The organism is Rhodococcus pseudokoreensis, from assembly GCF_017068395.1.
GTDB classification, from domain to species: Bacteria; Actinomycetota; Actinomycetes; order Mycobacteriales; family Mycobacteriaceae; genus Rhodococcus_F; species Rhodococcus_F pseudokoreensis.
On the sequence record NZ_CP070619.1, the window covers coordinates 8,189,385 to 8,207,712 of the forward strand.

General features: G+C 67.0%; 15 protein-coding genes. 13 read left to right on the top strand and 2 right to left on the bottom strand.

Going from position 1 to position 18,328, the window contains the following annotated elements; all coding sequences use genetic code 11:
* The first annotated feature begins 21 nt into the window (after positions 1–21).
* Both JWS13_RS42735 and JWS13_RS42740 read left to right on the top strand, forming a co-directional pair.
* Complete coding sequence (locus JWS13_RS42735) at positions 22–2,994, top strand: UPF0182 family protein (protein ID WP_206011110.1); 2,973 nt, start codon at positions 22–24, stop codon at positions 2,992–2,994.
* A gap of 158 nt (positions 2,995–3,152) precedes the next feature.
* On the top strand, positions 3,153–3,611 hold the full coding sequence (locus JWS13_RS42740; RefSeq protein WP_206011111.1) for a QcrA and Rieske domain-containing protein: 459 nt from the start codon (positions 3,153–3,155) through the stop codon (positions 3,609–3,611).
* A 95-nt stretch (positions 3,612–3,706) separates the two neighbouring features.
* Here JWS13_RS42740 and JWS13_RS42745 read toward each other — a convergent pair whose 3' ends face one another.
* Both JWS13_RS42745 and JWS13_RS42750 read right to left on the bottom strand, forming a co-directional pair.
* Positions 3,707–4,111, bottom strand: coding sequence for a cupredoxin domain-containing protein (locus JWS13_RS42745; protein ID WP_206011112.1), 405 nt, complete (start codon positions 4,109–4,111; stop codon positions 3,707–3,709).
* A gap of 176 nt (positions 4,112–4,287) precedes the next feature.
* Positions 4,288–4,665: an ANTAR domain-containing protein gene (locus JWS13_RS42750; protein ID WP_206011113.1), complete on the bottom strand. Its 378-nt coding sequence runs from the start codon at positions 4,663–4,665 to the stop codon at positions 4,288–4,290.
* 397 nt (positions 4,666–5,062) lie between these two features.
* Here JWS13_RS42750 and JWS13_RS42755 point away from each other — a divergent pair, with 397 nt between their 5' ends.
* The 11 genes from JWS13_RS42755 to JWS13_RS42805 all read left to right on the top strand — a co-directional run bounded on the left by JWS13_RS42755 (position 5,063) and on the right by JWS13_RS42805 (position 18,290).
* Complete coding sequence (locus JWS13_RS42755) at positions 5,063–6,718, top strand: ABC transporter substrate-binding protein (protein WP_241032526.1); 1,656 nt, start codon at positions 5,063–5,065, stop codon at positions 6,716–6,718.
* Positions 6,719–6,721: 3 nt separating this feature from the next.
* Positions 6,722–7,684 carry an ABC transporter permease gene (locus JWS13_RS42760; RefSeq protein ID WP_206011114.1) on the top strand — a complete coding sequence of 321 codons (963 nt, stop codon included), beginning with the start codon at positions 6,722–6,724 and terminating at the stop codon, positions 7,682–7,684.
* A 12-nt stretch (positions 7,685–7,696) separates the two neighbouring features.
* On the top strand, positions 7,697–8,569 hold the full coding sequence (locus JWS13_RS42765; RefSeq protein WP_206011115.1) for an ABC transporter permease: 873 nt from the start codon (positions 7,697–7,699) through the stop codon (positions 8,567–8,569).
* Positions 8,566–10,242, top strand: coding sequence for a dipeptide ABC transporter ATP-binding protein (locus JWS13_RS42770; protein ID WP_206011116.1), 1,677 nt, complete (start codon positions 8,566–8,568; stop codon positions 10,240–10,242). The genes JWS13_RS42765 and JWS13_RS42770 overlap by 4 nt, the downstream gene beginning before the upstream one ends.
* Positions 10,243–10,273: 31 nt before the next feature.
* Entirely contained in the window at positions 10,274–10,678 is a 405-nt protein-coding gene (locus JWS13_RS42775; protein WP_206011117.1) for a rhodanese-like domain-containing protein, read from the top strand.
* A gap of 179 nt (positions 10,679–10,857) precedes the next feature.
* The gene (locus JWS13_RS42780) at positions 10,858–12,093 is read left to right on the top strand and encodes an acyl-CoA dehydrogenase family protein (protein WP_206011118.1); all 1,236 of its coding nucleotides are present in this window, start codon (positions 10,858–10,860) and stop codon (positions 12,091–12,093) included.
* Positions 12,094–12,122: 29 nt separating this feature from the next.
* Positions 12,123–13,748, top strand: a complete 1,626-nt coding sequence (locus tag JWS13_RS42785; protein WP_206011120.1) for a TIGR04028 family ABC transporter substrate-binding protein — start codon at positions 12,123–12,125, stop codon at positions 13,746–13,748.
* A 10-nt stretch (positions 13,749–13,758) separates the two neighbouring features.
* Positions 13,759–14,733 carry an ABC transporter permease gene (locus JWS13_RS42790; protein WP_206011122.1) on the top strand — a complete coding sequence of 325 codons (975 nt, stop codon included), beginning with the start codon at positions 13,759–13,761 and terminating at the stop codon, positions 14,731–14,733.
* The gene (locus JWS13_RS42795; protein WP_206011124.1) at positions 14,730–15,626 is read left to right on the top strand and encodes an ABC transporter permease; all 897 of its coding nucleotides are present in this window, start codon (positions 14,730–14,732) and stop codon (positions 15,624–15,626) included. The genes JWS13_RS42790 and JWS13_RS42795 overlap by 4 nt, the downstream gene beginning before the upstream one ends.
* A complete protein-coding gene (locus JWS13_RS42800) occupies positions 15,623–17,272 on the top strand; it encodes a dipeptide ABC transporter ATP-binding protein (RefSeq protein ID WP_206011125.1) in 1,650 nt (549 codons plus the stop codon). The genes JWS13_RS42795 and JWS13_RS42800 overlap by 4 nt, the downstream gene beginning before the upstream one ends.
* 112 nt (positions 17,273–17,384) lie before the next feature.
* Entirely contained in the window at positions 17,385–18,290 is a 906-nt protein-coding gene (locus JWS13_RS42805; RefSeq protein ID WP_206011126.1) for a LysR family transcriptional regulator, read from the top strand.
* The last annotated feature ends 38 nt before the right edge of the window (positions 18,291–18,328 follow it).

The window sequence follows — 18,328 nt, forward strand, 5'->3', positions numbered from 1 at the left end:
GCCGACCCGTGGGAGGTGGCCATGCAACCGTCCGACCGGATGTGGGCGCTGCCGCGGCGGGCCCGGGTCACGATCATGGTGACGGTGGCTGCCGTTGCGGTGCTGGTGATCGGGCCGCGTCTGGTCGTGGGGTATACCGATTGGCTGTGGTTCGGTGAGGTCGGCTACCGCCGGGTGTGGGGGACCGTCCTGGTCACCCGGCTGATCCTGTTCACGGCGGTGACGCTGCTGGTGGGTGCGGTGATCTTCGCGGCCACGGTGTGGGCGTACCGATCCCGCCCACTGTTCGCGGCCGCTGCCGCGGACGCGGCGAAGGATCCGCTCGAGCGGTACCGGACGGTGGTGCAGCGGCGCCCGCGGGCGTTCGCGGTGGGAATCGCGCTGTTGCTGGCGCTGCCGTTCGGGTTGCACGCGCAGTCGAGTTGGGAGACGGTGCAACTGTTCTTGCACGGCGGCGGCTTCGGCACGGTGGACGCGGAGTTCGGGTACGACATCGGTTTCTACGTCTTCGACCTGCCGTTCTACCGGCTGATCCTGACTTGGCTGTTCATGGCGGTGTTCCTGGCGTTGCTGATCGGGTTGGGAACCCACTACCTGTTCGGCGGCATCCGGCTGGCACCGAGCAAGGACCACCTCATCGAGGTGTCCCGACCGGCGCGCATCCAGCTCGCGGTGCTTGCGGGCACGTTCATCGCGCTGAAGGCGGCCTCCTACTGGCTCGACCGGTACTCCTTGTTGTGGAGCGGCCGGAAGGAGCCCACCTTCACCGGGGCCGGATACACCGACATCAACGCGGTGCTGCCGGCCCGGCTGATCATGGTCGCGATCGCGGTGCTGTGCGCGGCCGCGTTTTTCGCCGCGATCGCGGTGCGGGACCTGCGGATCCCGGCGATGGCCACGGCATTGCTGGTGCTCTCGGCGATACTGGTCGGCGGAATCTATCCGGCGCTGATCGAGCAGTTCTCGGTCCGCCCGAACGCCGCCGACCGGGAGAGTCCCTACATCGAACGCAACATCGCCGCGACCCGGCAGGCCTACGGAATCGGCCCGGACCGGGTCGACTACCTCGACTATCCCGGGGTGGGCACCCGGCCGCCCCGGGACATTCCCGCCGACGTCACCACCATCGCCAACGCCCGCCTGCTGGACCCGACCGTGCTCTCGCGCACTTTCACCCAGCAGCAACAGTTGAAGAACTTCTACGGCTTCCCCGAGCACCTCGACATCGACCGCTACACCATCGACGGACGACTCGCCGACTACATCGTCGCCGCCCGCGAGCTCTCCCCGAACAGCCTCAGCGGCAACCAGACTCAGTGGATCAACCGGCACACCGTATACACCCACGGCAACGGGTTCGTCGCCGCCCCCGCCAACCGGGTCAACGCCGCCGTCCGCGACGCCGCCGGTCAGAGCGCGAGCAGCGACAGCGGGTACCCGATCTACGCGGTCAGCGACATCGCCTCGCAGGCGGGGGGCGGCCAGGTTATCCCGGTGGAGCAACCGCGCATCTATTTCGGTGAGGTGATCGCGCAGGCGGACCCGGACTACGCCATCGTCGGCGGGCCCGAGGGTGCGCCGCCGCGCGAGTACGACACCGACACCGCCCAGTACACCTACACCGGCACCGGTGGGGTGCCGGTAGGAAGCTGGGTCAACCGGCTGGCGTTCGCCGCCCGGTACGCCGAACGCAACATCCTGTTCTCCGGCGCCATCGGGCCCGGGTCGAAGATCATCTTCAACCGGGACCCGGCCACCCGGGTCGAACACGTCGCCCCGTGGCTGACCACCGACACCAACCCGTATCCGGCGGTGGTCGGCGGCCGGATCGTCTGGATCGTCGACGGCTACACCACCGCCGCCCACTACCCGTACTCGCAGGTCGGCGCACTCGCCGAGCCGGTGGTCACCGACACCGGCCGCACCCTGCCCCTCGAGCAGGTGTCCTACGTGCGGAACTCGGTGAAGGCCACCGTCGACGCCTACGACGGCACCGTCACCCTCTACCAGGTCGACGAGAACGACCCGGTCCTGCGGGCGTGGATGAGCGTGTTCCCGGGCACGGTGCAGCCGCCGACGGCGATCCCGACCGAGCTGCGCGCGCACTTCCGCTACCCAGAGGATCTGTTCCGCCTGCAGCGGGACCTGCTGGCGAAGTATCACGTCGATGATCCGCGGGAGTTCTTCACCACCAATGCATTCTGGTCGGTGCCCAGTGATCCGACCGCCGACACCGGTGGCGAGCAGCCGCCGTACTACGTCCTGGTCGGCGACGCCGGCACCGCGGCCCCGTCCTTCCGGCTCACCAGCGCCATGGTCGGCTTCAACCGGGAATTTCTCTCCGCCTACCTCTCGGTGCACTCCGACCCCGAAAACTACGGCAGGATCGACATTCTGCGGTTGCCGACGGACACCCAGACCCAGGGCCCGCGGCAGACCCAGAACTCGATGATCTCCGACACCCGCGTCGCCTCCGAGCGAACCCTCCTCGAGCGGTCCAACCGGATCTACTACGCCAACCTGTTGACCCTGCCGATCGCCGACGGCGGCATCCTCTACGTCGAACCGGTGTTCACCGAACGCTTGACCAGCACGCCCAATGGTTCCACGTTCCCGCAGCTGGCCCGGGTCCTGGTCAGCTACCGCGAACCCGGCACCGGCGGGGTGCGGATCGGATACGCCCCCACCCTCGCCGAGGCCCTCGACCAGGTCTTCGGCACCGGCACCGGCGCCGTCGCCACCGCACCTGGCGGCGACGCCACCACACCACCACCTACCGATGGGCAACCGCCGCCGCCTCCATCGGGTGCCCCGCCCGCTCCGCCACCGCCGGCATCGGACCAGCTGACCGCGGCGGTCCTCGAACTCAACGACGCTCTGGCCAACCTGCGCGAGGCGCAACGCACCGGCGACTTCACCGCTTACGGCGCGGCCCTGGACCGCTTGCAACAGGCAATCGACACCTTTCTGGCCGCGGGCGGAACCCCGCACTGACCCGCGCACGGTGAAGGGTTTCGCGGGCGTCCGCCGAGTCGGATACGGCCTGCCCGGCGTCGCGCGTGTGAACCAGTCGTCGGTGTCCCGCGTTAGAACTATTGAGAGCCGCAGTGTGCGATCCCGCGTGACCCCAGCCCAGACAGGGAGCAACCGCCATGCAGTCCGACGAACTCAACCAGGAGCAGAGCCTGCGGATCAACCAGATGGCGTTTCCGCGTCGTACGGTCATCGCTGGTATCGGTGTTGCAGCCGCCTTGGCCGCTGGTAGCGCGCTGTTCAGCAGAACTCGCGCGTCGTCGGCGCCCGGCGTCAGCGCCGGCCCAGCTGTGAAGGCCGCGAGTGCAACCGTGCCGACCGGCAACGTTCCCGTCGGTGGCGGTGTTGTGCTCGGCGACGTTGTCGTCACACAGCCCAGCGGCGGTGATTTCCGCGGGTTCTCGTCGACATGCACGCACTTGGGGTGCACCGTATCCGACGTCTCCGGCGGCACCATCAATTGCCCGTGCCATGGGAGCAAGTTCAATCTCGACGGGTCCGTGCACAACGGTCCGGCGTCCATTCCGCTCGCCGCGCGGAACGTCTCGGTTCAGGGTGACTCGGTCGTCGTCGGCTGAGGTGTGTGACCACTGCGGGGGCCGGCCGTCGTCACTCGTTGTTCTCGGGGAGGCCCGAGACCAGCCGCGTAGAACCCGGATCGGCGATGGTCTCGTCAGCCGACGGTCAAGTCGCCGTGCATGTTCGGATGATACGTGCAATGGAACGGGTAGGTCCCGGGTGTCGACGGCACGGTCAGTGTCGCGGTCTCGCCGCCTTCGATCTCGACGTCGAATGCGCCGCCGGTGTCTGCGGTCACCGTATGTTCCGCCGTGTCGTTGTTGCGAACGGTGACCTGCGTACCGGGTGCCACCGTGGCGGGCACTGTGTAGGCGAATCCCGAGATGACGATCTCGTTCGTTCCCGCCGCCACGGCCCCTTCCGATGACGGCATCGACGTGGTGTCGGTGATCGCCGGGGTGGGTCCGTAGTCGACGGTGCTGCCGCCGTCATTGCTGCAGGCGGTGAGCGCACATGCGGCGACGAAGGCCGGCCCCAGCAGAACTGTGGAGAGCTTCATATCCGATACCACGATTCATCGGTCCATTCCGTTCACTACAACGCGTGAGAGAATTTTCGCGGCAGTGGCAGGGTTCACTGCGGGATCGGCAGCGGGATCCGGGGATCAACTCAGCCAGGGCTGGATTGCCATGGATCTGTGCCCCCGTGACGTTTGTCGCTGTCCGGTCCGGGCCGTCACGGTCGAATCTGTGTGGCGAGGTGGGGGTGGTGGCGTCCCTGCAAACTGTCCATGCGCGGTGACGGACGACGGTGGTGCCCGGACGACGGTCCGCGGAGTCCTTCCCACTCGGGGAATGCGACCTGCCTGCGACTCGTGAGGTGACCGGTGTTGCTGGTGAGGTCGATCAGGCACCGGGCAGCGCCGTGCACGGAGAGGTGGTGCCGACGGGCCACGTCGAGTAGTTCGTCGAAAGCCTGGGCATCGGTGTAGCCGCGCCTGGTGATCAGTACCGCCTTCGCGGTGGTCACGAGTTCGCGGTCCGACGGCCCCCGGCGCCGGTCGAGGAAGCTTCGGGCGGACCGCACGGGGTTCGAGATCTCGGAATTCAACATCTGGCATCACCTTCGTCTACGACATTCCCCGGGTCGCGGACTCGTAAACGGATACGGCCGTGCCGATCGCTGACTTGAGCCAATCTTAAAGAACCTCGTAGTTCAGGTTGGTTGTTCGCGATTCCGGCACTGTGCACACTCAGCTGGTCACAGTTGTGACGAGTGCCGAGATGCGGAAGGAAGAACGTGATGAGTGCCCATGGCCCCCTGTTCTCCTCCGCTGCGTTCCACTGTTGTCGCTGATCTCGTGACCGGGCGCCCTGCGGGCGCCCATTCGGAGTTCGTCCCTCCGATCCCCTGATCGTCCCGTCCGCCCGACCGTTGTCGGCGTGGATTCGGCGCCGCGCGCGTGTCTCGTCTTCCCTCCGTTCGTCCATGCATTGAGGAGTTTCGTCAGATGACCCGAAGATTCGTCGGCAGAGCAACAGCTCTGATCGCGGCCACAGCCGCCGCAGCACTGGTGCTCACCGGGTGCGCCGCATCCCAATCGGTGGCCTCCTCGAACGTCGGTGGGGATCCGGTTCCAGGCGGGACTCTCCGGTTCGCCGTCCTGGACGCGCCGGCGAACCTCGATCCGCATTCCGGTAGCTCGTACCCGGAGTCGCTGATCACGAGCAATATCAGCGACAAGCTCGTCTACCAGAATCCCGAATCGGGTGCCCTCGAGCCCTGGCTTGCGACGTTCTGGGACGTCAACGAGAGCCTGACGGAGTTCACGTTTCACCTGCGGAACGACGTCACGTTCAGCGACGGCACGCCGTTGACGGCGGACTCGGTGAAGGAGAACTTCGACCTCCTCGGTTTCGGCAACAAGGAACTCGGTGTCGTCCCGGTATCCGCGTACTGGGGCGGGTACATCGGCACCGAGGTGATCGATCCGAGCACCGTGAAGGTCACCCTCGACAAACCGAGTGCCGGATTCCTGCAAGGTCTTTCGATGTACTTCGCCGGGATCCTCGGGCACTCGACGCTGCAGTTGCGGAAGGAGGACCGCGCGCTTCCGCAGAACATCGTGGCCACCGGGCCGTTCGTCGTGACCGAGCACGTGTACCAGGAGAAGACCGTCCTGCGGAAGCGGGAGGGATACAACTGGGCGCCGGCGAGCCGGGGGCACAACGGTGACGCGTACCTCGACACGGTGGAAGTGCTCGTCATCCCCGAGGCAGGGGTCCGGACGGGGGCGTTGCGCTCCGGTGAGGTGGACGCGATCCTGGACGTCAACACGACGGACGAGGCGCCCCTGCGCGCCGAGGGCTACGAGATCGTTCCCCAGCTGATCCCGGGCCGCGATATCGCATTCGATTTCAAGACCGATCTCTTCCCGACCAACGAGCGTGCGGTGCGTGAGGCCGTCAAACTCGGCTGGAGCCGGGACGCGCTGGCGAAGACGGTACTGACCGACAGCTACCGGCCGTCGTCCTCGGTGGTCTCGGAGCGCGTGCCGGGATATGCGGATTTCAGCGATCAACTGGTCGAGAACCAGGACGAGGCGAGGCGGATCCTGGATCAGGCCGGCTGGAAGGAAGGCCCGGACGGTATTCGTGTGAACGCCGACGGCAAGCCGCTCACGCTGAGTCTGCTCGCCATCAACAACCTGGTGATCAACAAGCCCGCGTTCGAACTCATCCAACAGGATCTGCGTGACATCGGTGTGGACCTGCAGTTGCAGGTGCTTCCCATTCCCGATTACCAGGCGGCGAGCAAGCTTCAGGGCAAATGGAACGTCCAGGTGTTCAACACCAGCCGATCGGATGTGGCGGTGCTCGAGCAGACGTACTCGCCGTTGTTCACGAACGGCGCCGCCATCACGTCGGACAACCCCGTCCGGCAGAAGGCGATCGACACGTTCCGCGCCGTCAACGAGACACTCGATCCGGCCAAGCGTGCCGCCGCGGCCGCCGCAGCGCAGGACTTCGTTCTCAACGAGGAGGTCCTCAGCGTGCCGGTGTACAACCCGGCCCAGGTGACCGCGGCCAACCCGAAGGTCCACAACGTGGGCTACGAGGCACAGTCGCGAAACGTGTTCTACGACACATGGATAGAGCAGGGCTAAGCAATGGGACGGTACATCCTCGCCAAACTGGGCCAGTCCCTGTTCGTCGTGTGGGCGGCGTACTCACTCACCTTCGTCCTGCTCTACGTCCTTCCATACGACACCGTCGACCTCATGTTCGACCCGAGCGAGGCGGAACTGGTCAGTGACGCCGACAAGGACGCGGCGCGCGCACACTACGGGCTCGACCAGCCGGTCGTGGTGCAGTACGCCACGCGACTGTTCGGTGCGTTGCACGGGGACTTCGGACATTCGGTGCGCACGGGGGAGAACGTGTGGTCGATGATCTTCGCGGTGTTGCCGCAGACGGCGATCCTCGCCGGTGCCGCGCTGCTGCTCGCGGTGATCGTGGCGTTCGTAATTGCACTGTCGGCGGCGTACACCCGTAGTTCGTGGCTGTCGCAGGCTATCGCGTCTCTCCCCGCGGCGGGTGTGTCGGTACCGGTGTTCCTGGTGGGGCTCGCGATCCTGCAGGTCTTCTCGTTCCAGCTGCGATGGTTTCCTCCCATCGGAAACAACGGCTTCGCCTCACTCGTTCTGCCCGCCGTCACGCTGGCGATACCGGTGTCGGCGCCCATTGCGCAACTGCTGCTGAAGAACATCGAACTCGGGTTGAACGCGCCCTACGTCACGGTGTCCGTGGCGAAGGGCGCCAGCCGGCTGTGGGTTCTGGTGCGCGACGTTCTCAAGAACGCGAGCCTGCCCGCTCTGACGATTGCCGGCCTGACCCTCGGCAACCTGCTGGCCGGTGCCGTGATCGTCGAGACCATCTTCTCGCGGTCCGGCCTCGGCCGGCTGACCGAGACGGCGGTCCGCACCCAGGACGTGATGCTCGTGCAGGCGGTGGTGGTGTTCGCGGCCATCGTCTTCGTGGTCGTCAACTTTGTGGTCGACATCGTCTATCCGCTGCTCGACCCGCGGCTGCGCACGCGGGTCCTGGCCGGCGCCGCCCCGGCGGCCGGGTAAGGAGGCATCACAGTGACCACATTCGATTTCCGCTCATCGGCCGCATCCACCGCCGACACCGCCGGCGACAGGTTCCTGCGGTTCGTGCGACTCGCGTCGACCGCACCGGGGCTGGTCCTGTCCTGGCTGGTGATCGTCACAGTCGTTCTCTGGGCGGTGGTTCCCGGCTGGTTCACATCGTTCAGTCCGTACGACGGCGATGTCGACGCCAGCTTCAGCCCACCCGGTCCCGACCACCTGTTCGGCACCGACCGCCTCGGCCGGGATCTCCTCGCCCGCGTGATCTTCGGGGCGTCCACGACGCTCAGTGCGACGCTGCTGGCGGTGCTGGTGGGATTCGTCGTCGGTTCGGTCGTCGGCCTGCTCAGTGGATTCGTCGGCGGTCGTACCGATGCGATCGTCATGCGCTTCGTCGATGTGCTGCTGGCGATTCCTGCGCTCCTGCTCGCCATGACGGTGGTGACGGCCCTCGGGTACGGAACCTTCAATGTTGCATTGGCCGTGGGAATCTCCGCGGTTGCGGCATTCGCCCGCGTGATGCGTTCCGAGGTGCTCAAGGTTGCCCAGAGCGACTACGTGGAGGCGGCCTACGGGTCGGGGGCCGGCTTCGGCCGGGTCGTGGTCCGGCACGTGCTGCCGAATTCTGTCACCGCCGTGTTGTCGTTGGCTGCGCTCGAATGCGGTTCGGCCATCCTGGCCGTCGCGGCACTGGGTTTCCTCGGTTACGGTGCTCCGCCGCCGGAGCCCGAGTGGGGCCTCGCCGTGTCGGAGGGGCGCGACTACCTCGCCACCTATCCCTGGATCTCGATCCTGCCCGGCGTTCTCATCGCCGTGGTCGTGCTCGCCACCAATCGCATCAGCAAATCGCTAGGAGATCAGAGATGAGCAACGTCGAACAGGGTGACGGTCCACTGCTGCAGATCGACGATCTGCGGGTCAGCTACCGTACCGCCCGCGGGGCGGGGAAGACCGCCGTCGAGAGTGTGGTTCTGAGCGTCCACCCGGGTGAGTTCGTCGCCGTCGTCGGTGAATCGGGCTCGGGTAAGAGCACCACCGTCCATGCCGCGTTGCGGCTCCTTCCGTCGTCGGCGTCCATCGACTCCGGCACGATCCACCTGGGCGGGCGGGACGTGACCCGGTGGAAGGATCGGCAACTGGCACAGCTGCGCGGTCCGTTCGTCGGGTTCGTTCCACAGGATCCCGGCACCTCGCTCAACCCGGTGAAAAAGGTCGGGGTGCAGGTCCTCGAGGCGATCCGGCTGCACCGGAAGGTCGAATCGGGTCCGGCGCGGGAGTTGGCGCTCGACAAACTGCGTCTCGCCGGACTGAACAGTGTCGAACGGATCTACTCGCAGTTCCCGCACGAACTCTCGGGCGGAATGAAGCAGCGTGTCCTCATCGCGATCGCCCTCGCGAGTGATCCGGCACTGCTGGTGGCGGACGAGCCCACGTCCGCGCTCGACGTGACGGTCCAGAAGGTGATCCTCGACCATCTCGCGGCTCTCCGCGACACGCTCGGGCTCGGCGTCCTGCTCGTCACCCACGACCTCGGGGTGGCGTTCGACCGGGCGGACCGCGTGGTGGTCATGCGGCAGGGGCGGATCGTCGAACAGGGGGAGACGCGGGAGCTGGTCGAGAATCCGCGGCAGGAATACACGCGGTCGCTGATCGCCGCGGCGCCGTCGTTCCGCAGCGCCCGTCTCGGGCCGTCACCGCTCGCGCTCGCGGCGCGGGCCGTGGACGACACCGCGGTCGCGGGCCCCGTCCTGGAATTGCGCGACGTGACCAGGCGGTTCACCGTCGGGTCGGGCTCGAAGGCGTCCGAGTTCGTCGCCGTCGACGGTGTGACCCTCGGTGTGATCGCCGGTTCCACGCACGCCGTGGTCGGCGAATCGGGAGCGGGCAAGTCCACACTCGCGCGAATCGCGGTCGGGCTCAGCCGACCGGACGCCGGCGAGGTTCTGCTCGACGGAGAGAGGATCGACGGACTGTCCCACCGCCGGTTGCGCCCGGTGCGGCGCAGGATCCAGCTCGTGCGTCAGAACCCGTACTCGTCACTCGACCTCAAGCTGAGCATCGAGCAGATCATCGCGGAACCGCTGGCAGCGTTCAAGATTCGGAACAATCGGCCAGAACGCCGCAACCGGGTGGTCGAATTGCTCGACGCGGTGGCGCTCGACAGCACGTTCCTCCGGCGCAAGCCCGTCGAACTGTCGGGCGGGCAACGGCAGCGCGTCGCGATCGCGAGGGCACTCGCCGCCGACCCGAGCATCGTCGTTCTCGACGAGGCGGTCTCGGCCCTCGACGTCTCGGTTCAATCGCAGATCCTTCAACTCCTCGTCGACGTGCAGGTTGAATTCGGGCTGACGTACCTGTTCATCACCCACGACCTGGGCGTGGTGCGGTTGATCGCCGACGACGTCACCGTGATGCGTGGCGGGCGGGCGGTGGAGTCGGGGCGCGTCGACGATATCTTCGGCGCGCCGAGCGAGGCCTACACCCGCAACCTGTTGCACGCCGTACCCGGCGAGAACCCACTTCTCGCCGCTGCGCTCTGACATCCCGACCACCTACCGAGAAGGACATCACATGACCCACAACATCGACACCTCCGCCCGGCTCACCCCCGCTCTCGTCACCCCGGTGCTCGCGGCCGCGGCCGTCAAGGGCGGCGCCGTGCTCGTGGACGTGCGCAGCGCCAAGGGGCGCGGAGAGAACGGCGAGGTCCCGGGAGCAATCGTTGCCGACCGAGACGCGCTCGACGAACAGTTCGGACTCGACTCACCCACGAAGCACGCCGAGATCATCTCGCTCGACCAGCCGATCGTCGTCGTGTGCGGATCCATTGCGGGGTCCGGCCCGGTGGCGGAGGGATTACTCGAGCGAGGCTTCCGCAACGTGGTGCACGTCGACGGCGGGTTCGCCGCCTGGAAGGCCGCAGGCCTGCCCGCGAACGAGCCTGCACGGGCACACGGCGACGAGACGCGGATTTAGCGGATCTACACGAAGCGTCAAGGCCGATTGTGTTGATCGGCAACATGTCTCGATATGAGATAGAACGGAGAACCTGAGCTTCCGGTCGCTCCCCTCGGGGCCCGGCCGGGTAGCCCGTTCCGTCGACCGTCACCCGTCCGGGTGACGGCGCTCGATCACGTCGCCCGAGGAGCCCCTTCATGACCGCTGTCACCCTGACCGGCCGCGTCAGCGACCATTCCACCGCCGCGGACCGTTCCCTCCCGCGGTTCCGGGAGATCTTCGCCCGCATCGCCGCCGGCGCGGCGCAGCGCGAACGCGCCCGGGAACTGCCGTACACGGAGGTGGCCGAGCTGTTCGCCGCGGGGTTCGGCGCACTGCGCGTCCCGGTCGAATTCGGCGGCCACGGGGTCACCCTGCCCGAGCTCTTCGAACTCCTCGCCGAGCTCGGGCAGGCCGATTCCAACATCCCGCAGATCCTGCGGGGACACTTCACCACCGTCGAAATCCTCCGCAATCTGGACGACGGACCGGTGCGGACCCACTGGCTGGAAAAGATCGGTGCCGGAGTGGCATTCGGCAACGCACAGTCCGAGCCCACCGGCCGGGGCACGTTCGACATCTCGACCACCGTCACCGACCTGGACGGTGAGGCGGTGGTATCCGGCGAGAAGTACTACACGACGGGAACTCTCTACGCCGACTACATCCGGGTCGCCGTGACGGACGGCGACGCCCGGCGCCGCTTCGTGATCGTGGCGGCCACCGCGGCCGGCGTCGACCGCATCGACGACTGGGACGGGATCGGTCAACGGCTCACCGCCAGTGGAACCACGAAGTTCGAGGCGGCACCGGTCGCCGAATTCGGCGAATTCGGGCAGCGCCCGGGATTCCTCGACCAGCAGTCCTCGTTCGTGCAGATCGTGCACCTGGCGACGCTGGCGGGGATCAACCGCAACCTGCGCGACGACGCGGTGGAACTCGTGCGCAGCCGCACCCGGACGAGTCTGCATGCGCCGTCCGATGCGGCGACGTCGGACTACGCGGTTCTCGGCGTGGTCGGGAAGATCGCGAAGAACGTTCTGGTCGTCGACAGCATCCTGCAGCGGATCGCGCAGGAACTCGAACACGTCAACGTACGGTTCGCGGCCGAGGGACCCACCCGCGATCTGTTCGCGGAGGTCTTCGTGAACACGTCCGCGGCGCAGATCGCCGTGATCGACGCGGTCCTGGACTCCGCCAACCTCATCTTCAACGCGGGTGGTTCCTCCGCGGTGCGAGAGACCCGCAATCTGGACCGCCACTGGCGGAACGCCCGCACTCTCGCCTCACACAATCCCGTGGTCTACAAGCCGACGGTCATCGGTGACTACCTGGTCAACGGCACCACACCCAAGTCGTTCGCCGACCGGTACGGCGAGCCCAAGAACTCCTGATCGCCGCACCATCCCCAGAAAGAACAGAGATGAACTCGAGACGTTCCCGCATCCGATCCTCAGCGCTGGCCGCCACCGCGGTCGGCTTCCTCCTCCTCGGTGCCGCGTGCGGGTCCGGTACGCCGGGAGACGCCGGGGCGGCGGGCGAACCCGTGTACGGCGGAACACTGACCTTCCTCGACCCGGTCGAGTACCAGGCGTTCAACATCACGAACACGTTGTGGTCCAACACCCAGGTCACCCCGCAGTTGGTGGACCGCCTGACGTACCAGGACCCGGACACCGGCGAGATCGAACCGTGGATCGCGGAGAGCTGGGACATCAGCGATGACGGTCTGGCGTACACCTTTCACCTGCGTGACGGCGTGACGTTCAGCGACGGAACACCGCTCGACGCGAACGCGGTGAAGGCCAACTACGACCAGCACGGCTTCGGCGCGCCCGAACTGGGGATCGTGAAGGACGCGTTCTTCGGAAGCTATGCCGGCACCGACGTCGTCGACGACGACACGGTCACAGTTCGCCTGTCCTCGCCGAATGCGGGATTCCTCCAGGTAACGTCCATCTACCGGTCGGGTCTTCTCGCACAGTCGACGCTGGGGAAGAACCTCGACGCACAGGGGCAGATCGCCAACCTGATCGGCTCCGGACCGTTCGTGCTCGAATCGTCCAACAGCAACCAGGAAATCGTGCTGAAGAGGCGCGAGGACTACGACTGGGCGCCGCCGAGCTCCGAGCACCAGGGTCGTGCGTATCTCGACAGGATCGTGTTCAAGGTCGTCACCGAGGGCAGCGTGCGGACCGGCAGCCTGCAGTCCGGTCAGGCACACATCGCACGGAACATCCAGCCCTACGACGAGGAGCTCCTCTCCGGCTCGGGTATCGACATCATCGCGAAGAGCGTCGACGGCGAGACGAACCACCTCAACATTCACCAGACCGCGCCGCTGGTCGCCGACAAGAACGTGCGGCTCGCCCTCCAGGCGGCGACGAACAGGCAGGAGATCGTCGACACGGTGCTCTCACCCAACTACGGCGTGGCGAAGTCGATTCTGCCGCAGTCGTCTCCATGGTTCTCGGACAATTCCGACGCCCTGACGTTCGACCTCGACCGCGCCGAACAGCTCCTCGAAGGAGCCGGGTGGAAGGTGGGTGCCGACGGCATCCGCGTCAAGGACGGTCAGCGGCTCAGCGTCGAAGGCTACGTCGCCCCGTTCTACCAGCCGTCGAAGGCGACGTGGGAACTGCTCGCCGAGCAGTGGAAGAAGGCCGGCGTCGAATTGAACGTCAAGCAGGTCGACTACGGCACGTACACCAAGACCGTCGCCGAGAAGGGGCAACCGTTCTCGCAGAGCCAGCTCAGCCGAGCGGAACCCGATGTGCTGCGCACGTCCTACGATTCGACCTTGAACAACGTCACCTTCGTCGCGGATCCCCGGCTCGACGAACTCGTGCGAGCGCAGGCCGCGATCACCGACCCGGCGCAGCGCAAGGCCGCGGTCGCGGACATTCAGAAGTACCTCATCGACAACGCCGTCGTGATCCCGCTCTACGACGAGACGCAGATCTTCGCCGTGTCCCCGACGGTGCAGGGCTTCGGCACCGACCCGGTCGCGCGCTCGGAGTTCTACGGCACCTGGCTCAGCGAGAACTGAGCGGGCGGGGATGGGACGATACATCGCGTCGCGGATCGGTCAGGCGTTCCTCGTTCTGTGGGCCGCCTACACCGCGTCGTTCGTGCTCCTCGCCGTGTTGCCGAGTGATCCGATCAGCATTCGGATCAGCGCGCCCGACAGCGGGCTGACCCCCGAGGACGGGGAACGGCTGCGTGAGTACTACGGGCTCGATCAGCCGATCGTCGCGCAGTACGTGCATCGCCTCGCGGGCGTCCTGCACGGTGATTTCGGCTACTCGCTCACTCGGGGCACCCCGGTGCGCACGCTGATCGCCGAGGCGTTGCCGTCGACGATTCACCTCACAGCGTTCAGCCTGCTGGCGGGACTGCTGATCGCGGGTGTGCTGGGGGTCGCCGCGTCGTACAGCCGCTTCGGATGGCTGCGGGGTCTGCTGCTGTCGGTGCCGCCGCTGTTCGCCTCCGTTCCGACCTTCCTGATCGGCATTCTGTTCCTCCAGGTGTTCTCGTTCGAGCTCGGCTGGCTCCCGGCGGTCGCCGACGGCAGCGCGTCCGCACTGGTCGCGCCGGTTCTCACCCTCGGGATCGCCGTGTCCGCGCCGCTCGCCCAGGTGTTGATCCGCACGCTCGACAGCATCAGGCGTGAGCCGTTCGTGCAGGTGGTCCTCGCGAAGGGCGCCGACGACGGGTACGCGTTCCGCCACCACGTGCTGCGGAACTCGATACTGCCGTGGCTGACCCTGCTGGGGTTGACGATCGGCGAGCTGATCGCCGGTTCCCTCGTCACCGAGACCGTCTACTCCCGTGACGGCATCGGCCGGCTCACGCAGAGTTCGGTTCAAGCGCAGGACCTTCCGGTGATCCAGGCGGTGGTGCTGTTGGCCGCGTCGGTCTACGTCCTCGTCAATCTGGTGATCGATCTCGTGTATCCACTCGTCGATCCGCGGATCCAGCTCATCGGAGGACGTAGCCGGATCCGCGCACACAAGGTGAAGGAGGCGGCATGACCGCAGTCGAACAGCTCGACGTCCCGGTGCATCGGAGTGACACCGAGCCGGCGGTCGGCACCGAGTCCCCGCGGCGGCCGCGGGCACCTCGGCGCAGGCGACCCCGGTGGGACATCACCCTCGCCGTCGTCGTGGTCGCGGTGGCGCTGGCGTGGGCGCTGTTCCCGTCCTGGTTCACCTCGATCGACCCGACGGCCGCGACGCCGTCGCTGAAGTTGCGGGGGCCGTCGCTCGAGCACCTGTTCGGCACGGACTACCTAGGCCGGGACATGTTCAGCCGCGTCATCTACGGTGCCCGGCACTCGCTGACGGGATCGTTCATCGCGGTAGCCGTCGGACTGGTACTCGGATCACTGACCGGACTCCTCGCCGGTGCCTTCGGCGGACTCGTCGACACGGTGCTCATGCGGGTGGTCGACGTGCTGCTCGCCGTGCCGAGTTTCCTGCTCGCCGTGACGATCGTCGTCGTCCTCGGTTTCGGCACCGTGAACGCCGCCCTGGCCGTGGGACTCGCATCGAGCGCGACGTTCGCGAGACTCATCCGCACGGAGGTGCTCACCGTGCGGTCCAGCCTGTACGTCGAGGCGGCGATCAGCGCGGGGAGCAGGTTCGGTGCGATTCTGTGGCGCCACATCCTGCCCAACTCGACCGGCACGGTGCTCTCGCTCGCGGCGCTGCAGTTCGGGACGGCGATTCTGGCGATCGCGTCGCTCGGCTTTCTCGGCTTCGGTGCGCAGCCGCCGAGTTCCGAATGGGGCCTCCTCGTCTCTGAAGGCCGAAACTACATCGCGTCCCGCTATTGGCTGACGCTGTTCCCGGGCCTAGCGATCGTGGCCGTCGTCCTTGCCGCCAACCGAATCAGCCATTACCTGGGAGAAAGGCGCCGACCGTGAGCAAGGCCGAGACAGAGGATCGGTTTCCGGTCCTGGACGTGCGGAAACTGCGGGTCGGGTACCGCACGTCGTCGGAGACCGTTCCCGTGGTGGAGGGCGCCGACCTGACACTCGGCGCGGGACAGGTGCTGGCACTCGTCGGTGAGTCGGGCTCCGGTAAGACGACGATCGGCCAGGCCGTCCTCGGATTGCTGCCGGCGAACGGTGACGTGCTGGCGGGGGAGATCCGGCACGACGGCGAGGACCTCGTGACCGCGGGCGCCGACCGGATGCGGGAACTGCGGGGTTCGCGGATCAGCCTGATCCCGCAGGACCCCACCGTGTCGCTCAACCCGATCAAGCGGATCGGCCCGCAGATCGCGGACGTCCTGAAACTGCACACCGACGAGAACCGGGCGACGCGCCGCGAGCACGTCCACCGTCTGCTCGAACAGGTGGGCTTCACCGAGGTGGAGCGTCGCTACCGGCAATACCCGCACGAGTTGTCCGGCGGAATGCGGCAGCGTGTGCTGATCGCCGTTGCCATCGCGGGCGACCCCGACCTGATCGTGGCGGACGAACCGACGTCGGGTCTCGACGTCACCGTGCAGAAGCGGATCCTCGACCTCCTCGACGAATTACGCGAGCGCACAAGGACGTCGATGGTCCTCATCACCCACGATCTGGGTGTCGCCGCCGATCGCTCCGATCGCATCGCCGTCATGCGTGCCGGTGAGATCGTCGAGCAGGGGGAGACGCGGTCCGTGATCGCAGACCCGGCGCACGAGTACTCGCGGCACCTGCTGCGCAGCGCTCCCACCCTCGGACGGGGAACCCGGACCGCGCCGACGAGCACGGACGATTCAGAGTCCCCGGTCGTGCTGTCGGCGCGGCACCTGACCAAGCACTTCGCCGTGCCCGGCGCGAGGGGCGCGGTGAAGGCCGTCGACGACGTCTCGTTCGATGTCCGGCGGGGACAGACGCTGTCGATCGTGGGGGAGTCCGGCTCGGGGAAATCGACCACCGCCCGGATGCTGGTACGGCTCATCGAACCGACGAGTGGATCGATCGAGATCCTCGGAACCGACGTGACCGCGTTGTCGCGCAGACAGTTCCGGCGACACCGCCGAAACATCCAGATCGTGTACCAGAACCCGTACGCGGCCTTCGACCCGCGGTTCGATCTGTTCTCGATCATCGAAGAGCCCCTCCGCGCGCACGGCAGCACCACCCGCGCGGACCGTGCAGCGCGCGTGCGGCGGGCACTCGAGGAGGTCGCGTTGCCCGCTGCCTATCTGGAGCGGAAGCCGAGTGAGCTGTCCGGGGGCCAGCGTCAGCGCGTCGCGATCGCCAGAGCGTTGGTGCTGGAGCCGAAGATCGTCGTACTCGACGAGCCGGTCTCGGCGCTGGACGTCTCGGTGCAGGACCAGATTCTGGTCCTGCTCGACCGACTGCAGCGCGAACTCGACCTCAGCTATGTCTTCATCTCCCACGACCTCGCCGTGGTGCGTGCGATCAGTGACCATGTCGCGGTGATGAACCACGGAAGGGTCGTGGAACACGGAGCGGCCGAACAGGTCTTCACCGACCCCGCGACCGACTACACGGCCGAACTGCTCGCGGCCGTCCCCGGTCGGGGATCGAGTGCACGCGACAAGGTGTACTGAACAGAATCGTCGTGATCACAAACCTGTGCTGAACGGTCGCCGGTGGGCAGGATGGGAATACGGTCGAGCGGAGATCCCGCGCGACCGGCCGATCTACCCGCGAGGACCACCTGTGTATGACATTCGACGGTTGATTCTGCTCCGCGACCTCGCCGAGCACACGACGATGACGGCTGTGTCCGAATTGCACGGGATCACCACGTCCGCGGTGTCCCAGCAGTTGAGGATCCTCGAGGACGAGGTCGGCGCCGTCCTGACCCGCAGAGAGGGGCGCGTGCTGCGTCTCACCCACGCGGGCCGGGTGCTGGTCGATCACACATCGAGAGTTGTTGCCGCACTGGAAGAGGCGGAGAGCGCGGTCGCGGCGACAGGAGAATCCGTCACCGGTGTGCTCACGCTGGCGACGTTCCAGACCGCCCTGACCCGGCTCGCGCTGCCGGTGGCCGCACGGCTGGGCCGAGAGCACCTCGGACTGCGGGTGCGGCTCATCGACGCGATGCCGGTCAACTCGGTTCCTGCCGTCCGGCAGCAGGAAGTCGATCTGGCGATCACCTACACCTATTCGTTCCGTGCCCGCGACCTTCCCGCCGGTCTCGCCTCGGAGTTCCTGTTCGACGACCCGTTGGTGCTGCTGGCTCCGACTCCGTTGCGGGAGCGCGCGAGGCAGCACGGGCTCGGCGCGGTCGCGGACGTGGATTGGATCGCCGCCTCCGACGGGGCTCCGTCCATCGTGTCGGTGATGTTCGCGTGCCGTCAGGCCGGGTTCACGCCCCGGATCGAGCATCGGTGCGGCAGCTTCACGGGGATGGCGGAAATGGTCGAGGCCGGGTTCGGGGTGGCCGTGGTTCCGGAAATGGCGGTCTCCGAGGGCCACCGGCACCTCATCGCGTGCCCGGTCGCCAACGGCGCGCGGCAGATCGGCGTCACGTACCGTCAGGCGTCGATCGAGCGCCCGGCGGTGGCCGCGGCCATCAGGGCGTTGCGGATGGTCGCGGGACCATTGCAGCTCGCGTCGTGAATTGTCGGCGGTTCCGCCGGTCCGGTTTGAGGATTTCT

What these genes read in the sequence shown, in the direction of transcription:
- JWS13_RS42735 (WP_206011110.1), top strand. Translation starts at nt 22, where the DNA reads ATGCAACCGTCCGACCGGATGTGGGCGCTGCCGCGGCGGGCCCGGGTC.
- JWS13_RS42740 (WP_206011111.1), top strand. Translation starts at nt 3,153, where the DNA reads ATGCAGTCCGACGAACTCAACCAGGAGCAGAGCCTGCGGATCAACCAG.
- JWS13_RS42745 (WP_206011112.1), bottom strand. Translation starts at nt 4,111, where the DNA reads ATGAAGCTCTCCACAGTTCTGCTGGGGCCGGCCTTCGTCGCCGCATGT.
- JWS13_RS42750 (WP_206011113.1), bottom strand. Translation starts at nt 4,665, where the DNA reads ATGTTGAATTCCGAGATCTCGAACCCCGTGCGGTCCGCCCGAAGCTTC.
- JWS13_RS42755 (WP_241032526.1), top strand. Translation starts at nt 5,063, where the DNA reads ATGACCCGAAGATTCGTCGGCAGAGCAACAGCTCTGATCGCGGCCACA.
- JWS13_RS42760 (WP_206011114.1), top strand. Translation starts at nt 6,722, where the DNA reads ATGGGACGGTACATCCTCGCCAAACTGGGCCAGTCCCTGTTCGTCGTG.
- JWS13_RS42770 (WP_206011116.1), top strand. Translation starts at nt 8,566, where the DNA reads ATGAGCAACGTCGAACAGGGTGACGGTCCACTGCTGCAGATCGACGAT.
- JWS13_RS42775 (WP_206011117.1), top strand. Translation starts at nt 10,274, where the DNA reads ATGACCCACAACATCGACACCTCCGCCCGGCTCACCCCCGCTCTCGTC.
- JWS13_RS42780 (WP_206011118.1), top strand. Translation starts at nt 10,858, where the DNA reads ATGACCGCTGTCACCCTGACCGGCCGCGTCAGCGACCATTCCACCGCC.
- JWS13_RS42785 (WP_206011120.1), top strand. Translation starts at nt 12,123, where the DNA reads ATGAACTCGAGACGTTCCCGCATCCGATCCTCAGCGCTGGCCGCCACC.
- JWS13_RS42790 (WP_206011122.1), top strand. Translation starts at nt 13,759, where the DNA reads ATGGGACGATACATCGCGTCGCGGATCGGTCAGGCGTTCCTCGTTCTG.
- JWS13_RS42795 (WP_206011124.1), top strand. Translation starts at nt 14,730, where the DNA reads ATGACCGCAGTCGAACAGCTCGACGTCCCGGTGCATCGGAGTGACACC.